Annotated in this window: 10 protein-coding genes; 2 read left to right on the top strand and 8 right to left on the bottom strand. The window is 37.5% G+C overall.

The window, feature by feature from the left end:
• The first annotated feature begins 53 nt into the window (after positions 1-53).
• The gene (locus EAX61_RS08080) at positions 54-1316 is read left to right on the top strand and encodes a tetratricopeptide repeat protein (RefSeq protein WP_121917171.1); all 1263 of its coding nucleotides are present in this window, start codon (positions 54-56) and stop codon (positions 1314-1316) included.
• An 86-nt stretch (positions 1317-1402) separates the two neighbouring features.
• Here EAX61_RS08080 and EAX61_RS08075 read toward each other — a convergent pair whose 3' ends face one another.
• Entirely contained in the window at positions 1403-2152 is a 750-nt protein-coding gene (locus EAX61_RS08075; RefSeq protein WP_121917170.1) for a C40 family peptidase, read from the bottom strand.
• A gap of 20 nt (positions 2153-2172) precedes the next feature.
• Positions 2173-3354 carry an acetyl-CoA C-acyltransferase gene (locus tag EAX61_RS08070; protein WP_121917169.1) on the bottom strand — a complete coding sequence of 394 codons (1182 nt, stop codon included), beginning with the start codon at positions 3352-3354 and terminating at the stop codon, positions 2173-2175.
• Between the two features lie 135 nt (positions 3355-3489).
• On the opposite strand from EAX61_RS08070, the gene EAX61_RS08065 reads away from it, so the two are divergent.
• Positions 3490-5544 (top strand): HD family phosphohydrolase, encoded by a 2055-nt coding sequence (locus tag EAX61_RS08065; protein ID WP_121917168.1) that lies wholly within the window; start codon positions 3490-3492, stop codon positions 5542-5544.
• A gap of 89 nt (positions 5545-5633) precedes the next feature.
• Here the strand turns inward: EAX61_RS08065 and EAX61_RS08060 are convergent, their stop codons facing one another.
• The 6 genes from EAX61_RS08060 to EAX61_RS08035 all read right to left on the bottom strand — a co-directional run bounded on the left by EAX61_RS08060 (position 5634) and on the right by EAX61_RS08035 (position 17099).
• Positions 5634-8042, bottom strand: coding sequence for an alpha-ketoacid dehydrogenase subunit alpha/beta (locus EAX61_RS08060; protein WP_121917167.1), 2409 nt, complete (start codon positions 8040-8042; stop codon positions 5634-5636).
• A 211-nt stretch (positions 8043-8253) separates the two neighbouring features.
• Complete coding sequence (locus tag EAX61_RS08055) at positions 8254-11082, bottom strand: gluzincin family metallopeptidase (RefSeq protein WP_121917166.1); 2829 nt, start codon at positions 11080-11082, stop codon at positions 8254-8256.
• On the bottom strand, positions 11079-12314 hold the full coding sequence (locus tag EAX61_RS08050; protein WP_121917165.1) for a T9SS type A sorting domain-containing protein: 1236 nt from the start codon (positions 12312-12314) through the stop codon (positions 11079-11081). Before EAX61_RS08050 ends, EAX61_RS08055 begins: the two co-directional genes overlap by 4 nt.
• A 54-nt stretch (positions 12315-12368) precedes the next feature.
• Positions 12369-13058, bottom strand: coding sequence for an LOG family protein (locus EAX61_RS08045; protein WP_121917164.1), 690 nt, complete (start codon positions 13056-13058; stop codon positions 12369-12371).
• A gap of 29 nt (positions 13059-13087) precedes the next feature.
• The gene (gene uvrA / locus EAX61_RS08040) at positions 13088-15919 is read right to left on the bottom strand and encodes an excinuclease ABC subunit UvrA (RefSeq protein ID WP_121917163.1); all 2832 of its coding nucleotides are present in this window, start codon (positions 15917-15919) and stop codon (positions 13088-13090) included.
• Between the two features lie 166 nt (positions 15920-16085).
• Entirely contained in the window at positions 16086-17099 is a 1014-nt protein-coding gene (locus EAX61_RS08035; protein WP_121917162.1) for a hypothetical protein, read from the bottom strand.
• Positions 17100-17244: the final 145 nt, after the last annotated feature.

Here is a 17244-nt window from a genome sequence, read left to right as displayed (position 1 = left end):
CTAAAAATGTTTAAATTTGATTAACCCTTTATATAATTAACACACATTAAAAGATGAAAACGAAATTTTTATTTGCATTGGCCTTTGCTTTGACAACAGTAGCCTTTGCTCAAAAGAAAGAAGTCAAAGCAATAGAGAAAGCCGTAAAGTCTGGTAGTTATGGCCAGGCCAAAGCTGCTGTAGGAGCAGCAGAAGCTCTTATGGGAAATATGGATGAAAAGACAAAAGAGAAATTCTTGCTCTTAAAAGCTCAAGCATACTTAGGTGTAAATAATACAAATGCAGCAGATCTTAAAGTAGCTGCAGAGACTTTTAGTATGCTTAAAGACTCAAAGTATAGTGAAGATGCACAGAATGGTCTCAATACCATAATTTCAAATACTGTTAATGGTGCCATTGCAGATCAGAACGCTGAGAATTTTAAAGGTGCTGCTCAAAAGCTAGAACAGGCGTACCAAATGAGTAAAAAAGATACCATATACTTATACTACGCAGCCTCAAATGCTGTAAATGGTCAGGATTATGATACTGCGCTTAAATATTATACGCAACTCAAGGATATGAAATTCCAAGGAAGAGAGCAGGTTCTTATTGCCACAAACGTTGAGACGGGAGAAGTAGAAGAGTTTGGAAATGCCGCAGAACGTGAGATAGCAGTACTTGGTAAAACTCATATCAAGCCGGACACTAAACTTACTGACTCAAAAAGCGCCGAAATTGCAAAAAACATAGCTCTTATCTACATCTCTAAAGAAGATAATGACAAAGCGTTACAAGCAATGGCAGATGCTCGTGCAGAAAATCCTGACGATATCTTATTACTCCGCTCGGAAGCAGATATCTATCTCAAAATGAATAAGATGGATAAGTATAAGGAAAGCATCGAAGAGGTTTTAAAATTGGCTAGTGAAGACGAAAAACCAGAATTATTTTACAATCTTGGAGTTAGTGCAGATCAGTTAGGTGATAAGGAACAAGCTATGTTGTATTACAAGAAGTCTATTGAGCTCAATCCGGATTATGGTAGTTCTTACAATAACTTAGCGGCTCTAATTTTATCTGGTGAGCAAAAGATTGTAGATGAAATGAATTCCCTAGGCACTTCAAAAGCAGATTTTAAAAAGTACGACGAGTTAAAAGTAAAGCGCGAGAATATTTATAGAGACGCTATGCCTTATCTCGAGAAAGCACTTGCAGCTAAACCACAAAACATTCAGGTGGCAAGATCTCTTTACGGAATCTATCAGCAGTTGGATATGCAAAGTAAGGCAGATACTATTAAGTCTAAAATAGACGCTCTTGAGGGAGGAGAATAATTGCCTTATTCTTTAAACAAAAAATCCAGTAATTTTTAAATTACTGGATTTTTTGTTTTGAATCTAGAATGAATATTAAACTTATTTCAAATAATTTTTTTAATTACTCTTAATTTGTGAGTGTGTCGTCTTAAATGAATATTATAAATCCCTGAATGATCTAAGCGATCTATTCGTACTTCACCGTGGGCGTGAATTATATAATTATCATCCATAATAATACCTACATGAGTTATATCCCCATCTGCATTATCAAAAAATGCAAGATCTCCTGCCTGACTTTCTTCTATAAAACTTAAAGGTTCTCCTTGCGAAGCTTGCTGTGAGGCGTCACGTAGTAATTTATGACCGTTGAGTCTGTAAACCATTTGTGTAAAACCGCTACAATCAATACCGAAAGGTGATCTGCCTCCCCATAAATATGGAGCTTTGATGTAAAGTAATGCTGTTTCAATAAGGTGTATCTTGTCTTTCCGCCCCGATTTTACTTGACCGTCGTAAGTATGCTCAAGAAGCGAAGTTGTCGATATTGTTGATCCCAAGACGGTCGTGACTAAAGATCCATCAGGAGTAGTAACAAATTGCACGGGATCTGCGGTTAAGGTTGTTTTTTGCGCTTTCGCGAAAGCGTAATCACTTTCATTAAGCTCCACATATTGTTTATTATCTACCCACCCCTCGTAATTATCGTGTGCAAGTCTAATCTTACTCCATTTCTTGCGCTGTTCTAAAACCTTAAAATACTCACCATAAAGTACTTGGTTTACGAGCTCACTGCGGTCTGAAGGTTCAGCTCGCATTGGGACGATACTAAGAGGACATATTCCGTAGCGCATACTTTATGAAACAGAAATTATTAAATATGATTTTCTATTACTATTGCAGAGGCGCCGCCACCACCATTGCAAATTGCTGCAGCACCAAGTTTTGCATTGTTCTGTTTTAGAACATGAATCAGGGTGATTAAGATTCTAACACCACTACATCCTAATGGATGACCTAGAGAAACTGCGCCACCGTTTACATTTACATTTTTATCTGTAAGACCTAGTAATTTCATATTTGCTAGTCCTACTACTGAAAAAGCCTCGTTAAATTCAAAAAAGTCTATATCATCTTGTGTTACACCAGCCTTAGCGAGTGCTTTGGGCAAAGCTTTCGCCGGAGCGGTAGTAAACCATTCTGGTTCTTGAGCAGCATCTGCATACCCCTTTATAGTACATAGCGGAGTAAGGTTTAGTTTTTTTGCTTTTTCTTCGCTCATAAGTATTACAGCTCCTGCTCCATCATTTATGGTAGAAGCATTTGCAGCTGTTACTGTACCATCTTTAGTAAATGCTGGTCGCAGCGCAGGTATTTTATCTATTCTAACGTTTGTAAATTCTTCGTCTGTATCGACAATGATATCATCACCACGACGTTGCGGCACAGCTACAGGAATTACTTCATCTTTAAACTTTCCTGCGTTCCAAGCAGCAGCACTGCGCTCATAGGACTGAATTGCATAACTGTCTTGATCCTCACGACTAAATTCATATCTAGAGGCACATGCATCTGCACATACTCCCATAGCGTTTCCGTCATAAGCATCTACAAGGCCATCTTTTTGCATTCCGTCTACAAAAGTCTGAGGCCCAAATTTATGACTATTACGCAAGTGAACATAATGAGGAATTAAGCTCATATTTTCCATACCTCCAGCAACAACAATTTCTGCATCGCCTACGAGTATTGCTTGTGCGGCATTGCTTACCGCTTTCATTCCCGATGCACAGACTTTATTTACCGTAGTACAAGGAACGGTTTCAGGAATACCAGCTCCAAGTGCAGCCTGTCTCGCAGGGGCTTGCCCAACACCAGCCTGTACAACATTACCCATATAAACTTCATCTACCAGTTTTGGGTCTAGGTTAATTTTATCCAAAGCACCTTTAATGGCCGAACTTCCTAATTTAGTAGCGCTTACGGAGGAAAGTTTACCTAAAAAGCTTCCTATAGGTGTTCTTACGGCGGCAACAATTACAACTTTTTTGCTCATATCTCAATTCCTATTTAAGGGTGTTTTCTTTTGCGAATGTAAGGAAAATTGACCTATTACATTTCTTGCTGATGTACTTTTAACCCTAACAATTCCCAGTTAAATTTTAGTATTTTTGAGATAGATAATCATCGCATGAAAAACTATCTCAAGTCCTTCTATAAACATCAAGACCTTCTTTATAAGTTATTACTAGTTGTTGCGAGTGCGGTTCTTATTGTATACACCTTACCTAAGAGTGGGAAGTTTCAGTATGACATTCAGAAAGGATTTCCCTGGTCTTACAATAATCTTTATGCTGACGATGACTTTGCCATACTAAAGAGTGAATCATCAATTGAAGAAGAAAAAAAAGCGGTTAGAGATAATGCTATTCTCTATTTTACTTATGATGAAGAAAAAGTTAATACAACGGTTAGTAAAGTAAAAGACGAAATAGCTTCAATAAGTAATGATTCTACACTAAAAAATCTAGGTAGTGACAAAAGTGAATTAGAAAAGTTTACGACCGATCTTCTTAATACTATATACGAGTTTGGTGTTATAGATCAAGCCTATAGTTTTAATGAAGAAAGACTTATTTACCTTCAAAAAGGAAATAAAGCATCTCAAATAACTTTGAGTCAGTTACGCACTACTGCACAAGTATCAAAATTCTTAGAAAATGAAATCGTCACATCTCCATATGCACCTCTTAAAGGTAAATTGCTCAAAGTGCTTTATGAAAATATAAAGACAAATGTTTCTTTTAATTCTGATCTGACAGAAGCAGCTATTAAAGATGGATTATCTAAAATAAGCCCAACGCGTGGTGTGGTGGCAAAGGGAAGTCGGATTGTCGCAAGAGGAGAAATTGTAGAGGGTGAAACATTACTTAAGCTACTGTCATTAAAGTCACAATATGAATCACAAGATTTTAGTGAGTCGACCTACAATTGGATTTTACTTGGTTATATTTTTTTAGTAATGCTAGCGTTAGTAATGCTGGTATTGTTTATAAAAACGTATCGATTTGAGGTTTATATGAACAATACGAAGATTACATTTATTTTCTTCAATGTGGTCTTAATGGTGTTGCTCACGACGCTTATTGTAAAACTTAAGCCTGAGTATGTATATGTTGTTCCTTTGTGTATACTTCCGCTTATTTTAAAAGCGTTTTTTGATGCACGATTAGGATTATTTACACACGTGATTACTATTTTATTGTTGGGATTTATTGTCCCAGATAGTTTTGAATACTTCTTTTTACAAGTGATTGCTGGTATTGTTACCATTCTTACAGTTCCAGAGCTTTACAAAAGAGCAAATCTATTTATCTCCGTAGGTCAAATTACTCTGGTATATATTATTGCTTATTTTGCTTTTCACGCTATACACGAAGGAAGTGTAGACAATTTAAAATGGGAAAATTTTGCAATGTTTGGACTTGCAGGTTTAGGGACGCTATTTGTACAGCCTTTGATATATGTTTATGAAAGAATTTTTGGACTTGTAAGTGATGTCTCGCTTCTAGAACTTTCAGATACAAACACAAAATTGCTCAAACAATTAGCAGATGATGCTCCAGGTACTTTTCACCATAGCCTTAATGTTGCAAATTTATGTGAGGCTGCGGCAAATGAGATTGGAGCAAATGCCATGTTGGTTAGGGTAGGAGCCCTTTATCACGATATAGGAAAAATGACAAATCCTACAGATTTTACCGAAAATCAAGCAACAGGAGTAAATAGCCACGAAGATTTATCACCTCAGGAAAGTGCCAGAATCATTGTAGATCACGTTATTAACGGGATAGAAATTGCAAGAAAAAATAAGCTCCCGGACCGCGTAATTGATTTTATAAGAACGCATCACGGGACGAGCACGGTTTATTATTTTTACATGAAAGCAAAGGAGGTTGATGACGATGTAAAACAGGAAGACTTTAGTTATCCAGGACCATTGCCCTTCAGTAAAGAGACAGCTATTTTAATGATGGCAGATAGTGTAGAAGCAGCAAGTAAAAGTTTAAAAAATCCTACATCAACCTTAATTGACGCTTTTGTCGAAAAAATTGTCAAAAAGCAAATGGATGAGGGACAGTTTCTTAATGCAAATATCACCTTTAAAGAAATCCAGCAGATTAAGAAAGTGCTCAAACGTAAGCTTAATAATATTTATCATTTAAGAATTGAGTATCCAGAATAATTTTTTTTGACTAATTAGAGGTGCGCTTTCGCGAAAGCGTAAAAAAAATCCCCACATCGCTGCAGGGCTCATATAATTTTAAAATACTCTTATCTCAATTTAGGGTAGCTCAAAGGATCAGCCTCGTGCATCATTGCATAAATTTTCTCAAAAATATCTTCTGCCGAAGGTTTTGAAAAATAATCTCCATCAGTACCATAGGCAGGACGATGTGGCTTTGAAGCGAGACACTCAGGCTTAGAATCTAAATACTGATAAGCATTTTGTTCATTAAGAATTTTATCTAGTAAATAAGCACTTGCTCCTCCTGGCATATCCTCATCTACTACGAGAAGTCTATTTGTTTTTTCAATACTTTTTACTACGTCGTGATTAAGGTCAAATGGCAGTAAACTTTGTGCATCTATAACTTCAATATCAATCCCTACAGCCACCAAATCCTTTGCAACTTCCTGAACGATACGCAATGTACTCCCATAGGAAAGTACCGTCATATCTACGCCCTCCTTTACGGTCTCGACAACACCGATTGGCGTTCTAAATTGACCGATATTAGTTGGTAAATTTTCTTTAAGGCGGTAACCATTTAGACATTCTACTATAAGTGCTGGTTCATCACTTTCTAATAGCGTGTTGTAAAACCCTGCGGCTTTTGTCATATTGCGTGGAGTAAGGATGTACATTCCTCGCAGTAATGCTATGATTGCTCCCATTTGAGAGCCGCTGTGCCAGATTCCTTCTAAGCGATGCCCTCTGGTCCGGACTATTAATGGTGCCTTCTGACGACCGTGAGACCTATAACGTAGTGTAGCGAGGTCGTCACTCATTATTTGTAGAGCATAGAGTAAATAATCTAAATATTGAATCTCTGCAATAGGACGTAGTCCACGCATTGCCATTCCTATACCTTGTCCAAGGATTGTTGCCTCGCGTATACCAGCATCTGCCACGCGTAAGTCTCCATATTTTTCTTGCAGTCCCTCAAGCCCCTGATTTACATCGCCTATTGCGCCTGAATCTTCTCCAAAAATTAACGTATTGGTATGGTTCCCAAAAATATGATCAAAATTATCTCGCAGAATTACTCTTCCGTCTACAAGATTTTCTTCTCCATACTCTGGTTTAATCTCTCTTACTAAAGTAGCATTAGACGCTGTCTCGCTATATAAATGAGCAGAGTATTGAGGCTGTACTGCGTCTATATATGTTGTAATCCAGGCTAAGAGTGCCTCTTTTGCTGTGCTGGATTCTCCGATAACAAATCGAAGAGATCTTCTTGCGATTTTGAGCAAATCAGATTTTAAAGGTTCTTTATTTTCTTCTAATTCCTTTAGTAAAGGTTTTAAAAAAACACCATTTGCACTTTCTTGTATTAGGTTCTTGATTAGACCTACTAAACTTGATTGTTCAGATTTTATAGGCTTCATAAAAGAAGTCCAAGCCTCTTTTTTGCCGTCGCGTACCTCTTTTTTTATTCCTTTTTCTATTTCCTGTAATTCCTCATCTGTAGCTAGTCCCTGACTTATTAGCCATTCTCTCATCTTTAGATTACAGTCGTGCGCTCTTTCCCACTCAAGACGATCCTCATCTTTATATCTCTCATGAGAACCAGAGGTAGAGTGTCCCTGCGGCTGGGTTAGTTCATTAACGTGTACGAGTACAGGAACGTGCTCATTTCTCGCGATGGCTCCTGCTTTTTCATAAGCTTCAACTAGTGCAGGGTAGTCCCAACCTTTTACTCGAATTATTTCGTAACCTTTTTCGGCCTCTGTGCGCTGGAATCCTGAGAGAATTTCTGATATATTTTCTTTTGTCGTCTGATGTCTTGCGTGTACAGAGATTCCATATTCATCATCCCATACATTAATAACCATAGGAACTTGCAATACTCCAGCGGCATTTATAGTTTCAAAAAACAGGCCTTCACTCGTGCTCGCATTACCTATAGTACCCCAAGCTACTTCATTACCATTGTCAGAGAAATTATCTTTATTTGTTGTGGCTACATTTCTATAAATTTTCGAAGCTTGTGCGAGTCCTAAGAGTCTAGGCATTTGCCCGGCAGTGGGAGAAATGTCTGCACTTGAGTTTTTTTGTTCTAAAAGGTTTTTCCAATTACCATTTTTATCAAGACTATGTGTGGCAAAGTGACCGCCCATTTGTTTTCCAGCACTCATAGGATCGTAATTAAGATCTGTATGAGCATATAATCCGGCAAAAAATTGAGTGATAGTTAACTCGCCTATGGCCATCATAAATGTCTGATCTCTATAATAACCAGATCTAAAGTCTCCATTTTTAAAAGCACGAGCCCAAGCAAGCTGTGGCACCTCTTTCCCATCTCCAAAAATTCCAAATTTTGCTTTACCAGTAAGAACTTCCCTTCGCCCCAGAAGACTGCACTCACGACTTGTCACAGCAACACGATAATCTTCTAGCACAGAGGCTTTAAAATCATCAAATGAAAGAGAAGCTTTGTGAGCAGTATTTGTCTTCATAATTAAATGGTTTTCAATCGCAAAAATAGGTTAAAAGAGTGTCCAATGCAATTCATAATATAGCTAAAATTTTGCATTTTTTTCACAAAAATGTATTTTTTGCTATTAATAATATAAGAAACAAATGTTTTTTGTGAAATCGTTAAGAAATCTATAATTAAGATAACTTTATTTTAAAGAACATAGAAACTTTGCAGTATTGAGATACAGGTTAGTACCACTTCCTAGTAAACAAACCTATAAGCGTATCAAAACTTAAAGAAACCGTAAATCGAATCTTTGTTTCGTAGTTAGGTTGCCCTATTTCCCATCCTAAATTTGAGTATACAGGGAAGTATAGTTCAAAATAGTCATCTAATAAACTCAATTGTACTCCAGAGTCATATAGAAAACGAGTATTTATTCCTTCATTTTTAACAATACCAAAATCTCCGTAAGCATAGATATACTTCCAGATTGTGGTACTTGCATTGGTGGTTAAGATCCAATCGTTTGCAAATGCTGGCTCTAGTTGGGATTTAAACCCACCTTCGGCGACGATGTACTGCTGGCTAAAAAGGCCAGTATCTTCAGATCTACCATAATAATTATAGTCAAAGAGATAATCGGTAGGCCTATCTAAAGCAAAGCTGAAAAAATCACCATTATCTCGAGCATTATTGTTTAGGAAAACGCCTCCAAAAAATCTGAGATTCAGTTGTCTATTATTTAAAAACAGTCTTCTATAAAAAGCGGTACTAGATACTTTGCTAAAATTCTTGGCTATTTGAAAATCAACATTATAATTTAAAACACTAATAATACCTCGTTTAGACTTGGTATAACGCAAATCAAACACACTATAATTGGGATCTTGATCTACTAAGCTCACATCTTCGTCTCTATCTACATTTACCCATCGCGCAGTAATACTTTGTCCTTCATCTAATCGTAAATCTCTTTTTCTGAAATCTAACCGTATAAATGGTGTATATTTTCTAAAGAATAAATCATCTGCATAAGAAAATCTACTTCCTGAGAAACCGTAACGTATCCTATGGAGCCTACTGTCCATTAAATTATGAGTGTATGAAAGTGATGCTTTGCCTACAATCGTGTTAGAACGAGCACCCCATTGCGGTTCTAATTTGTAGTTAAATTCTTTTCTTAGTAATGTCTTGTTATAAACCTTCATACCCGAAGTAAAGCCATCATATAAATTGTACTCAAAAACGGGCATAAAAAACAGCTGATTTTTGGACGGATTTTCTAAATCTTGGAGTAACTTGAATTGAAAGGGTTTGTTTAATCCTAAAAATGCGCCTGGCTTTTTATAGTTATCTCGTAAGTTGTATTCTGGAAGTGCTCTGTTATAATTTAAAACAAGCCTGTCTACACTATCCTTAGGTAACACTATTGTTTTTTTGTCTGTAATATTTTCTACCCAAGTTTTAGAGGTCAGAGTGTCATTCTTAAAAGCAAAGACAGATACGGGCATTTTGTTGTCTTTTTTGTTTTTTACATCAACATAGAGCGAGTCACCTAAAACCCTCGTTTTACCAAATTTGAAATCAATCTTTTTGCGGGTGTTTACAAAATCGTCAAAAAACCAATCTATATTTTTATCTGTTGCTTCTCTTAGAATTCGTTCAAAATCTGAAGTTTTAGAAGACTCAAGCTTAAAACTGTTATAGTACTTCTTAATACTTGAACTTATTTTTTCTTGTCCTATAAAGTCGCCTAAGTAAAATAAACCAGCACCACTTTTGTATTGATTTGCAATATTGAGATTAAATTTTATTAGGGAGTCTCTTGGTTTTGTGAGCGGCTGGTCTAAATTTAAACGAGCCATATGCATATATAGGAGATTGAACTGGTCATTAAATTCTAGATTAGAAGCATAAAACTGACGTACAAGCCAGTACTTGCTGAGACTTCCAACAACTTTTAAATCCGGATAAAACGTATCCATATAGGACTGCAACAAGTACGTCTTTATACCATCAACAGCCCATCGGTCGTACCTGGGGTTAATAAGCACGGTATTGTCTACATAATTATTAATTGTTGTTTTGAGCAGCTTTAGTTCGTACTGAAAGCCGTCAGGAAACGGTCTTATAAAATCAGGTAATTGATTGAGCCCGTAGACGGGATTCTCCCGGTAATCTAAATTAGATACTAAAATTTGTTTATGTGGGTAGCTACCTAATTCAGAATTTAAAAATCCGGCAATTCTATCTATGATTAAAGCACGGTTCTGAGGGGGTACTTGCTCATCCGTAATGTCTGTGATAATCGTCAAAAAATCAGTTTCTATAGATTCAAATTTTGATGACTTCCTTAAAAAGACTTTTGCATCTATCCGATTATTACCACTTAGACGAATAATTTTCTCTCCAGCGTTATATGAACTATTCATAACGGCTGTCTCAAGATCTGATATAAGAAAATAATCTTTAGGTATGGAGATGCTAATCTCAATATCGGTCTTAGGAATAAACCTGTCGTTTATATTCTTATTACTATAATATTGCCATCCATCATTGTAAGATGCTGGAGTCATAAACCAGTATCTTAAATTGTATTGCTCAGATTTTGTTACCCCATATCTAGTAAATTTCTCATCAGGAAGAATAACATCGTATTTGAGGAAAAATGTGCGACTTTCAGCTGGAGCAATCGCATTTTTAAATTCTACTTTGAGGATATCTGGATGATCTGCTGGTCGAGAATACACGAGTGAATCTCCTTGCGATTGCACGGATTTTACATTTGTAAATCCTCTATCTTCCATTTTGGCAAGATGGAAGGATTTGTCATAGTTTTCGGCAAATCGTTGGGCTAGGGGAGTAGTCTTGCTAGAAAAGCTATTTGCCCAGTCGGTAAGGTATAGGCTATGTAGAGTATCCTTACTTTCATTAACGTAGGTTAATTGCTGCTGTAACTCAATAGTTTTCGACTCAGGAATCAATCGCGCGGTAATATTTATCCTGTGCTGCGATAGTAATACAGTAGGAAGTACTAAAAAGAGAAGAAAAATGAAGTTTAAACGTGCGTTCACCTAGTTTTAATAAATTTTAAAAGTGTGTTGTCATTTAATTTGAGGTAATAAACACCATCTGCCAGAAAACTTGTATCCATGGACAAACGTTCGGCTGTAGTTTTAAATTGCATTAATTGTTGTCCTACAGTGTTGTATAAAATAATAGACTTGTTTGTATACGCTTTCGCGAAAGCAATCTCAGCCACATCACTCACCACATTACCCCGCACAAACCAAGCCGACTTTTCATCCTGAACCACATCTACCGAAAGAAACTCCTCTGAAATTTCAAGCTGTGCGATTACGGGTAAGTGGTCGCTCATTTGGTACAGTAACTCTCGCGTAGCCAGTGTATAGTCGCCACCGCAGTCGCTACTATCTATCCGGTCATTAAAGCAGTTGCTGTTATTGCCAAAGGCCTTGTAACTCCCATCCACATAGCGAAGTGACGCATCCTCGTCAAAGGTGTTATCCGAAAGTAAAATAAAATCGAAACGGGAATCCAGACCTCCACCTGCGCCAAAATCATCAAACTCATCATTACTTATCCTCGTGCTCTGTGTGTGTAAAAACTCAAAGCTGGAGTTGTTATTCCAGTCGCCGGGACTATCTATGGGATCTGTAAGTGCAAACTCACCAGAACTATTGATAAGCTCTTGATAAGCAGGCTCATCGCTGGTATAAAGATTAAGATCCCCAGCAAAAATTACGGTATCATTTGGGTCTAGCTCGCTCAGATACTCCGTAAACTGCTCTACCATATCAAAACGTAGTAACTCATTTTGCGCGCCTTGACTCGCTTTGAGGTGTGCGACAAAAACCTCCATAAATAAAGGTTCACTTGCCGTATTTTCTACAATTACCCTAAGTCTATATCGGTTAATATCTCGCACGGAGGTCTCGATGATGTCCGTAAGTACTAACTCAAATTTGTTGCGATTATAATACAGCAGTTGTTGCAAGTCTGCACCGCTCGATGTATTATTAAAATATGGCGCCTGATTGTAAACATCATTAAAAGCGTTCAAGCTATTATCCAGAATGTCACCTCCAGCATCTTCAGACTCTAGCTCGCATATCATAAAAATATCTGGATTCATTTCGGCGACAATATCTTGTAAGATTACCTCCCGATTATCGGGCGGGGCACTCGGATAGTTGAGCACATTATAAAATGCAAGATTTATGGTCTCTTGCGCTTGTACAAGAGTGCCTAAAGAAATGAAAAGTAATGCAAAAAAGTATTTCATAAAGAGGAGTACGCTTTCGCGAAAGCGGAAAAAACATTAATACTTACGTAACTACTAGAAGTTTGGACTTAATTTATATTCATCATAAAACTTGTTAAGCACCTCAATCACTTCATCAGAAGTATCTACCAGATGAATCAAATCAATATCCTGTGGACTGATATTCTGAAAGCTATCGAGTAAAGTCGTCTTTACCCACTCGAACAAACCGCCCCAAAAGTCTTTACCTACAAGGATAATTGGGAATTTTTGAATCTTATTGGTCTGTATTAAGGTGATGGCCTCAAAAAGTTCATCCAGTGTTCCAAATCCTCCAGGCATCACCACAAAACCTTGAGAATACTTTACAAACATCACTTTGCGCACAAAGAAATAGTCAAAATCAAGACTCTTATCTGGATCTATATAAGGGTTGTCGTGTTGCTCAAACGGTAAATCTATATTAAGTCCTACAGAAGTTCCACCAGCAAGGTGCGCCCCACGATTTCCTGCTTCCATAATTCCTGGGCCACCGCCTGTGATAACTCCGTAGCCATTTTCTACAATTTTCTCAGCGACCTCTACGGCAAGTTTGTAGTACTTATGATCGGGCTTAGTACGCGCACTTCCAAAAATGGACACGCAAGGCCCGATGCGACTCATACGCTCAAAACCGTTTACAAACTCTCCCATAATCTTGAATATGGCCCAAGAGTCGTTAGTTTTATTTTCGTTCCAGCCTTTTGGTCTCGTTTCGTTTCTCATAATATTGCTTTTCTGACAAGGCGATTGCCTTAGTTCATTTCTTTCTTTAAAAACTTTGCAGTATAACTTTTCTTATCCTTAATGACTTTTTCGGGAGTTCCTTGTGCAACAAGTTGACCTCCGCCTTTTCCACCCTCGTAACCTATGTCTATAATATGGTCTGCCATTTTTACGACGTCCAGATTGTGCTCAATGATAAGGATTGTATTTCCTTTATTCACTAATTTATTGAGAACATCCATTAAAACTCTAATATCTTCAAAATGTAGTCCCGTAGTAGGCTCATCGAGAATGTAAAATGTATTTCCTGTGTCTCGCTTACTTAATTCTGTTGCTAGTTTTATACGCTGTGCCTCTCCACCAGAAAGGGTGGTAGATTGCTGTCCTAAGGTAATATATCCTAAACCAACATCCTTTATGGTTTTAAGTTTTCTGTACAATTTTGGAATGTGCTCAAAGAATTCTGTTGCCTCGTTAATGGTCATTTCCAGCACATCTGCTATAGACTTTCCTTTGTAGCGTATTTCTAGGGTTTCTCTATTAAAACGTTTTCCCTGACAGGTTTCACACTCCACATAGACATCTGGAAGGAAATTCATTTCTATCACGCGCAGTCCGCCACCTTTACAGGTTTCACAACGACCGCCCTTGACATTAAATGAAAAGCGACCGGGCTTATAACCGCGTATGAGAGCCTCTGGAATTTTGGCAAAAAGACTTCGCACTTCGCTAAAAGCCCCAGTATACGTAGCAGGATTTGAACGTGGTGTTCTCCCAATAGGCGATTGATTAATGTCTATTACCTTATCACAATTATCGAGCCCCTTGATGCTTTTATACGGCATCGGTTTCTTTACGCCATTAAAATAATGAGCATTCATTATAGGGTAGAGGGTCTCATTTATTAAAGTAGATTTTCCGCTTCCAGAAACTCCAGTAACGGCTATCATTTTACCCAAAGGTATTTTTATAGAAACACTCTTAAGATTGTTTCCCGTAGCTCCTTTGAGCTCAATAAACTTACCATTGCCTTCACGTCTTTTTTCTGGAACAGCAATTTCTTTTTCGCCATTGAGATATTGAGCGGTAAGCGTGTGGTGCTTAAGAAGTTCCTTAGGAGTACCCTCACTTATTATCGTCCCACCGTACTTTCCTGCACGTGGACCTATGTCTATCACGTGATCTGCTCGCTCAATCATATCCTTATCGTGCTCTACGACAATCACAGAGTTTCCAATATCTCGTAGCGAAATAAGAGAGTTTATCAATTTCTCATTATCACGCTGGTGCAACCCAATACTAGGCTCATCTAAAATATATAATACTCCTACGAGCTGAGAACCTATTTGTGTAGCAAGTCTGATTCGTTGTGCCTCACCACCAGATAATGATTTGGAACCTCGGTTAAGCGATAAATAGGTTAAACCTACATCCACAAGAAACTGAATACGGGTTCTTATTTCTTTTGTCACCTCGGACGCAATAGCCATTTGCTTTTCAGAAAGTTGTACGTCCAGCGTACTAAACCATTCTTGAAGCTCAATGATATCCATCATTGCAAGGTCTGCGATACTCTTATCTGCTACTTTGAAGTAGAGCGACTCTTTTCTCAATCGAGACCCTTCACAAACAGGACAAGAAATTTTGTCCATATATCCCTTTGCCCAGCGTTTAAGCGAGGTCGAGTCTGCATTATTAAAGGTACTTTCTATAAAGTTTGCAACACCTTCAAAGTCTATTTTATAATCTCTAGTAACTCCCAATGCTTTAGACTGAACAGAAAATTCTTCATTTCCTCCGTAAAAGATAAATTGTAGGGCATCTTTTGGAATTTTTTCTATCGGGTCAGTAAGTTTAAACTCGTAACGGTCTGCAATGAGTTGAAGTTGTTTAAAAATCCAATTGTTCTTATAAGGCCCGTGGGGCTCTAAACCTCCGTTTTTAATCGATAACTTTTTATCAGGAATTATTTTATTTGGATTCACCTCATAGAGTTCTCCTATACCATTGCATTTAGGACAAGCACCTTTTGGAGAGTTAAATGAAAAGTTATTTGGTTCTGGATTAGGATAGGATATTCCAGTAGAAGGACACATTAAGTTACGGCTAAAGTAGCGCACTTCGTTATTATCTTGATCCAGCACCATAAGCACATCGTCACCGTGATACATTGCTGTATTAATACTCTCACTTAATCGTTTATCATTATCCTCAGTATCTGTAATCGCCAGTCTGTCCACTACAATCTCGATATCGTGCGTCTTGTAACGGTCTATTTTCATTCCCTTTACAATATCTCTCACTTCACCATCTACGCGGACTTTTACAAAGCCTTGTTTAGCGATTTGTTCGAAGAGTTCACGGTAATGTCCTTTTCTAGATCTTACCGTGGGAGCGAGGATATTTATGCGCTTCCCTTTAAATATTTCAAAAATGAGTTCCTTGATTTGCTCATCGCTATAGCTTACCATTTTCTCTCCCGTGTTGTAACTGTAAGCATCACTTGCACGGGCATAAAGTAGTCTTAGAAAATCGTAAATTTCTGTAATCGTTCCTACGGTAGAACGTGGGCTCTTGCTGGTAGTTTTTTGTTCTATAGCAATAACAGGGGAGAGGCCTTGTATTTTATCTACATCTGGACGCTCCAACCCACCTAGAAATTGTCTGGCATAGGCAGAAAACGTTTCGATATAGCGACGTTGACCTTCGGCATAAATAGTGTCAAAGGCTAGTGAGCTTTTTCCACTTCCGGAAAGTCCTGTGATAACCACCAGTTTATCCCTGGGAATCATCACGTCAATATTCTTCAGATTATGGGCACGAGCCCCGTATACTTCTATAAATTCTTCAGTCACAGCAATTTTTTACAAAACCTCAAATTTACGGAGAAGGGAGCACAAAATAAAGGCGAGTACTACTTAAGCAATTGTTAATTGTGAGGCGTATTTTGCATTTAAAAAGTTTGAAAGATGAGATAAATGCTCTTGAAACTAGCTTATTGTAAATTTCGCGAAAGCGTACCTATAATCATTTCCTATTAATCTCCTTAATTACATAGGGATATATACCCAAAACAACAAACATGAAGATGCTTAATACGGTGCTTATGGAGAGAAATGCGTAAAATTCATTTAGCTTTAAAAGCATTGTAGAAAGGGGCAAAAAAACACCTAAAAGGGTGGTAGCAAGCAACAAAACATATACGGCATTTACGATCTTAGGCAGTCGTTTGTGGGATTGCATTGTTAAGGAATGCAATCGCGGAATGATATCTTCAGACATTTGCTCGCCTACCTTAGAAAGGAGCTCCTCACTAAAGCCCATATCTTGATATTTTTGAGCATCTATTTGTATCGCAAGGTTTGTGATTTTATCCTGATGACGTTCGTAAACCCTTTGGACTTCTAGCTCATCTTTAAAATTAGTGTATTTGTACCCAAAGTAATACCACAAGCCAGAGCCACACTTATGTTCCACCCATTTTGATAATATATTCTTGTCATAAACACGTGGGTTAGAGTAACCCTCCACGCGTGTTTTTGAGGGATCATTGAGTAACAGGGACTTTGCCTCTAGGTAAAGATTTTCTGTCTCCCCGTAGCGGTTGTTTTCTTCAATAAATTCTAGCGCAATTTTAGAACGACCTTTATAAAATTCCTTCATTTGGAAGTAGTTCAAGTCTGCAAACTCCTCATCTATATATTCTTTTAACCCCGGATTCCAAACTTTAGAACGCAGGAGTACATCGATAAGGTCTCTAAAATGATGTAGTTTTTGTGTAAGGCTTGATATCTCTGCGTTTAGATTACTGCCTTTAAAACGTGCTTGATTTACCTTCGAAAAAATAAAAGCAATAAAAACAAATACGAGAATGATGCTTATAAAACTGACAATGAGAAGGATACGGTTTAATAATTCAGAGTCAATATAATCTGGAGGAAGATAAAAGTATAGGCCATAGAGAATTGCCAAACACAAAAGCCCACTCACAAGAGCAGGAATTTTGGGCACAACTAGTTTGACAAAATTAAGAAATTTCATTTAAAAACTTCATTATCAATAAGTTGGGCTTATTTGCTAATGCAGAACTTGAGCGAATTAACGAAAAACTTTTCGATGTACAAAATGGAATCGTTCAATGACACAGTTTTTGGCACTTCAGGCTAAAACGGGGCTGTTATAAAAA

The organism is Dokdonia sinensis (assembly GCF_003688895.1).
Taxonomy (GTDB): domain Bacteria; phylum Bacteroidota; class Bacteroidia; order Flavobacteriales; family Flavobacteriaceae; genus Dokdonia; species Dokdonia sinensis.
The sequence above is the reverse complement of the archived record's forward strand: the minus strand, read 5'-3'. Positions and strand labels throughout refer to the sequence as shown.

What these genes read in the sequence shown, in the direction of transcription:
- EAX61_RS08080 (WP_121917171.1), top strand. Translation starts at nt 54, where the DNA reads ATGAAAACGAAATTTTTATTTGCATTGGCCTTTGCTTTGACAACAGTA.
- EAX61_RS08075 (WP_121917170.1), bottom strand. Translation starts at nt 2,152, where the DNA reads ATGCGCTACGGAATATGTCCTCTTAGTATCGTCCCAATGCGAGCTGAA.
- EAX61_RS08070 (WP_121917169.1), bottom strand. Translation starts at nt 3,354, where the DNA reads ATGAGCAAAAAAGTTGTAATTGTTGCCGCCGTAAGAACACCTATAGGA.
- EAX61_RS08065 (WP_121917168.1), top strand. Translation starts at nt 3,490, where the DNA reads ATGAAAAACTATCTCAAGTCCTTCTATAAACATCAAGACCTTCTTTAT.
- EAX61_RS08060 (WP_121917167.1), bottom strand. Translation starts at nt 8,042, where the DNA reads ATGAAGACAAATACTGCTCACAAAGCTTCTCTTTCATTTGATGATTTT.
- EAX61_RS08050 (WP_121917165.1), bottom strand. Translation starts at nt 12,314, where the DNA reads ATGAAATACTTTTTTGCATTACTTTTCATTTCTTTAGGCACTCTTGTA.
- EAX61_RS08045 (WP_121917164.1), bottom strand. Translation starts at nt 13,058, where the DNA reads ATGAGAAACGAAACGAGACCAAAAGGCTGGAACGAAAATAAAACTAAC.
- EAX61_RS08035 (WP_121917162.1), bottom strand. Translation starts at nt 17,099, where the DNA reads ATGAAATTTCTTAATTTTGTCAAACTAGTTGTGCCCAAAATTCCTGCT.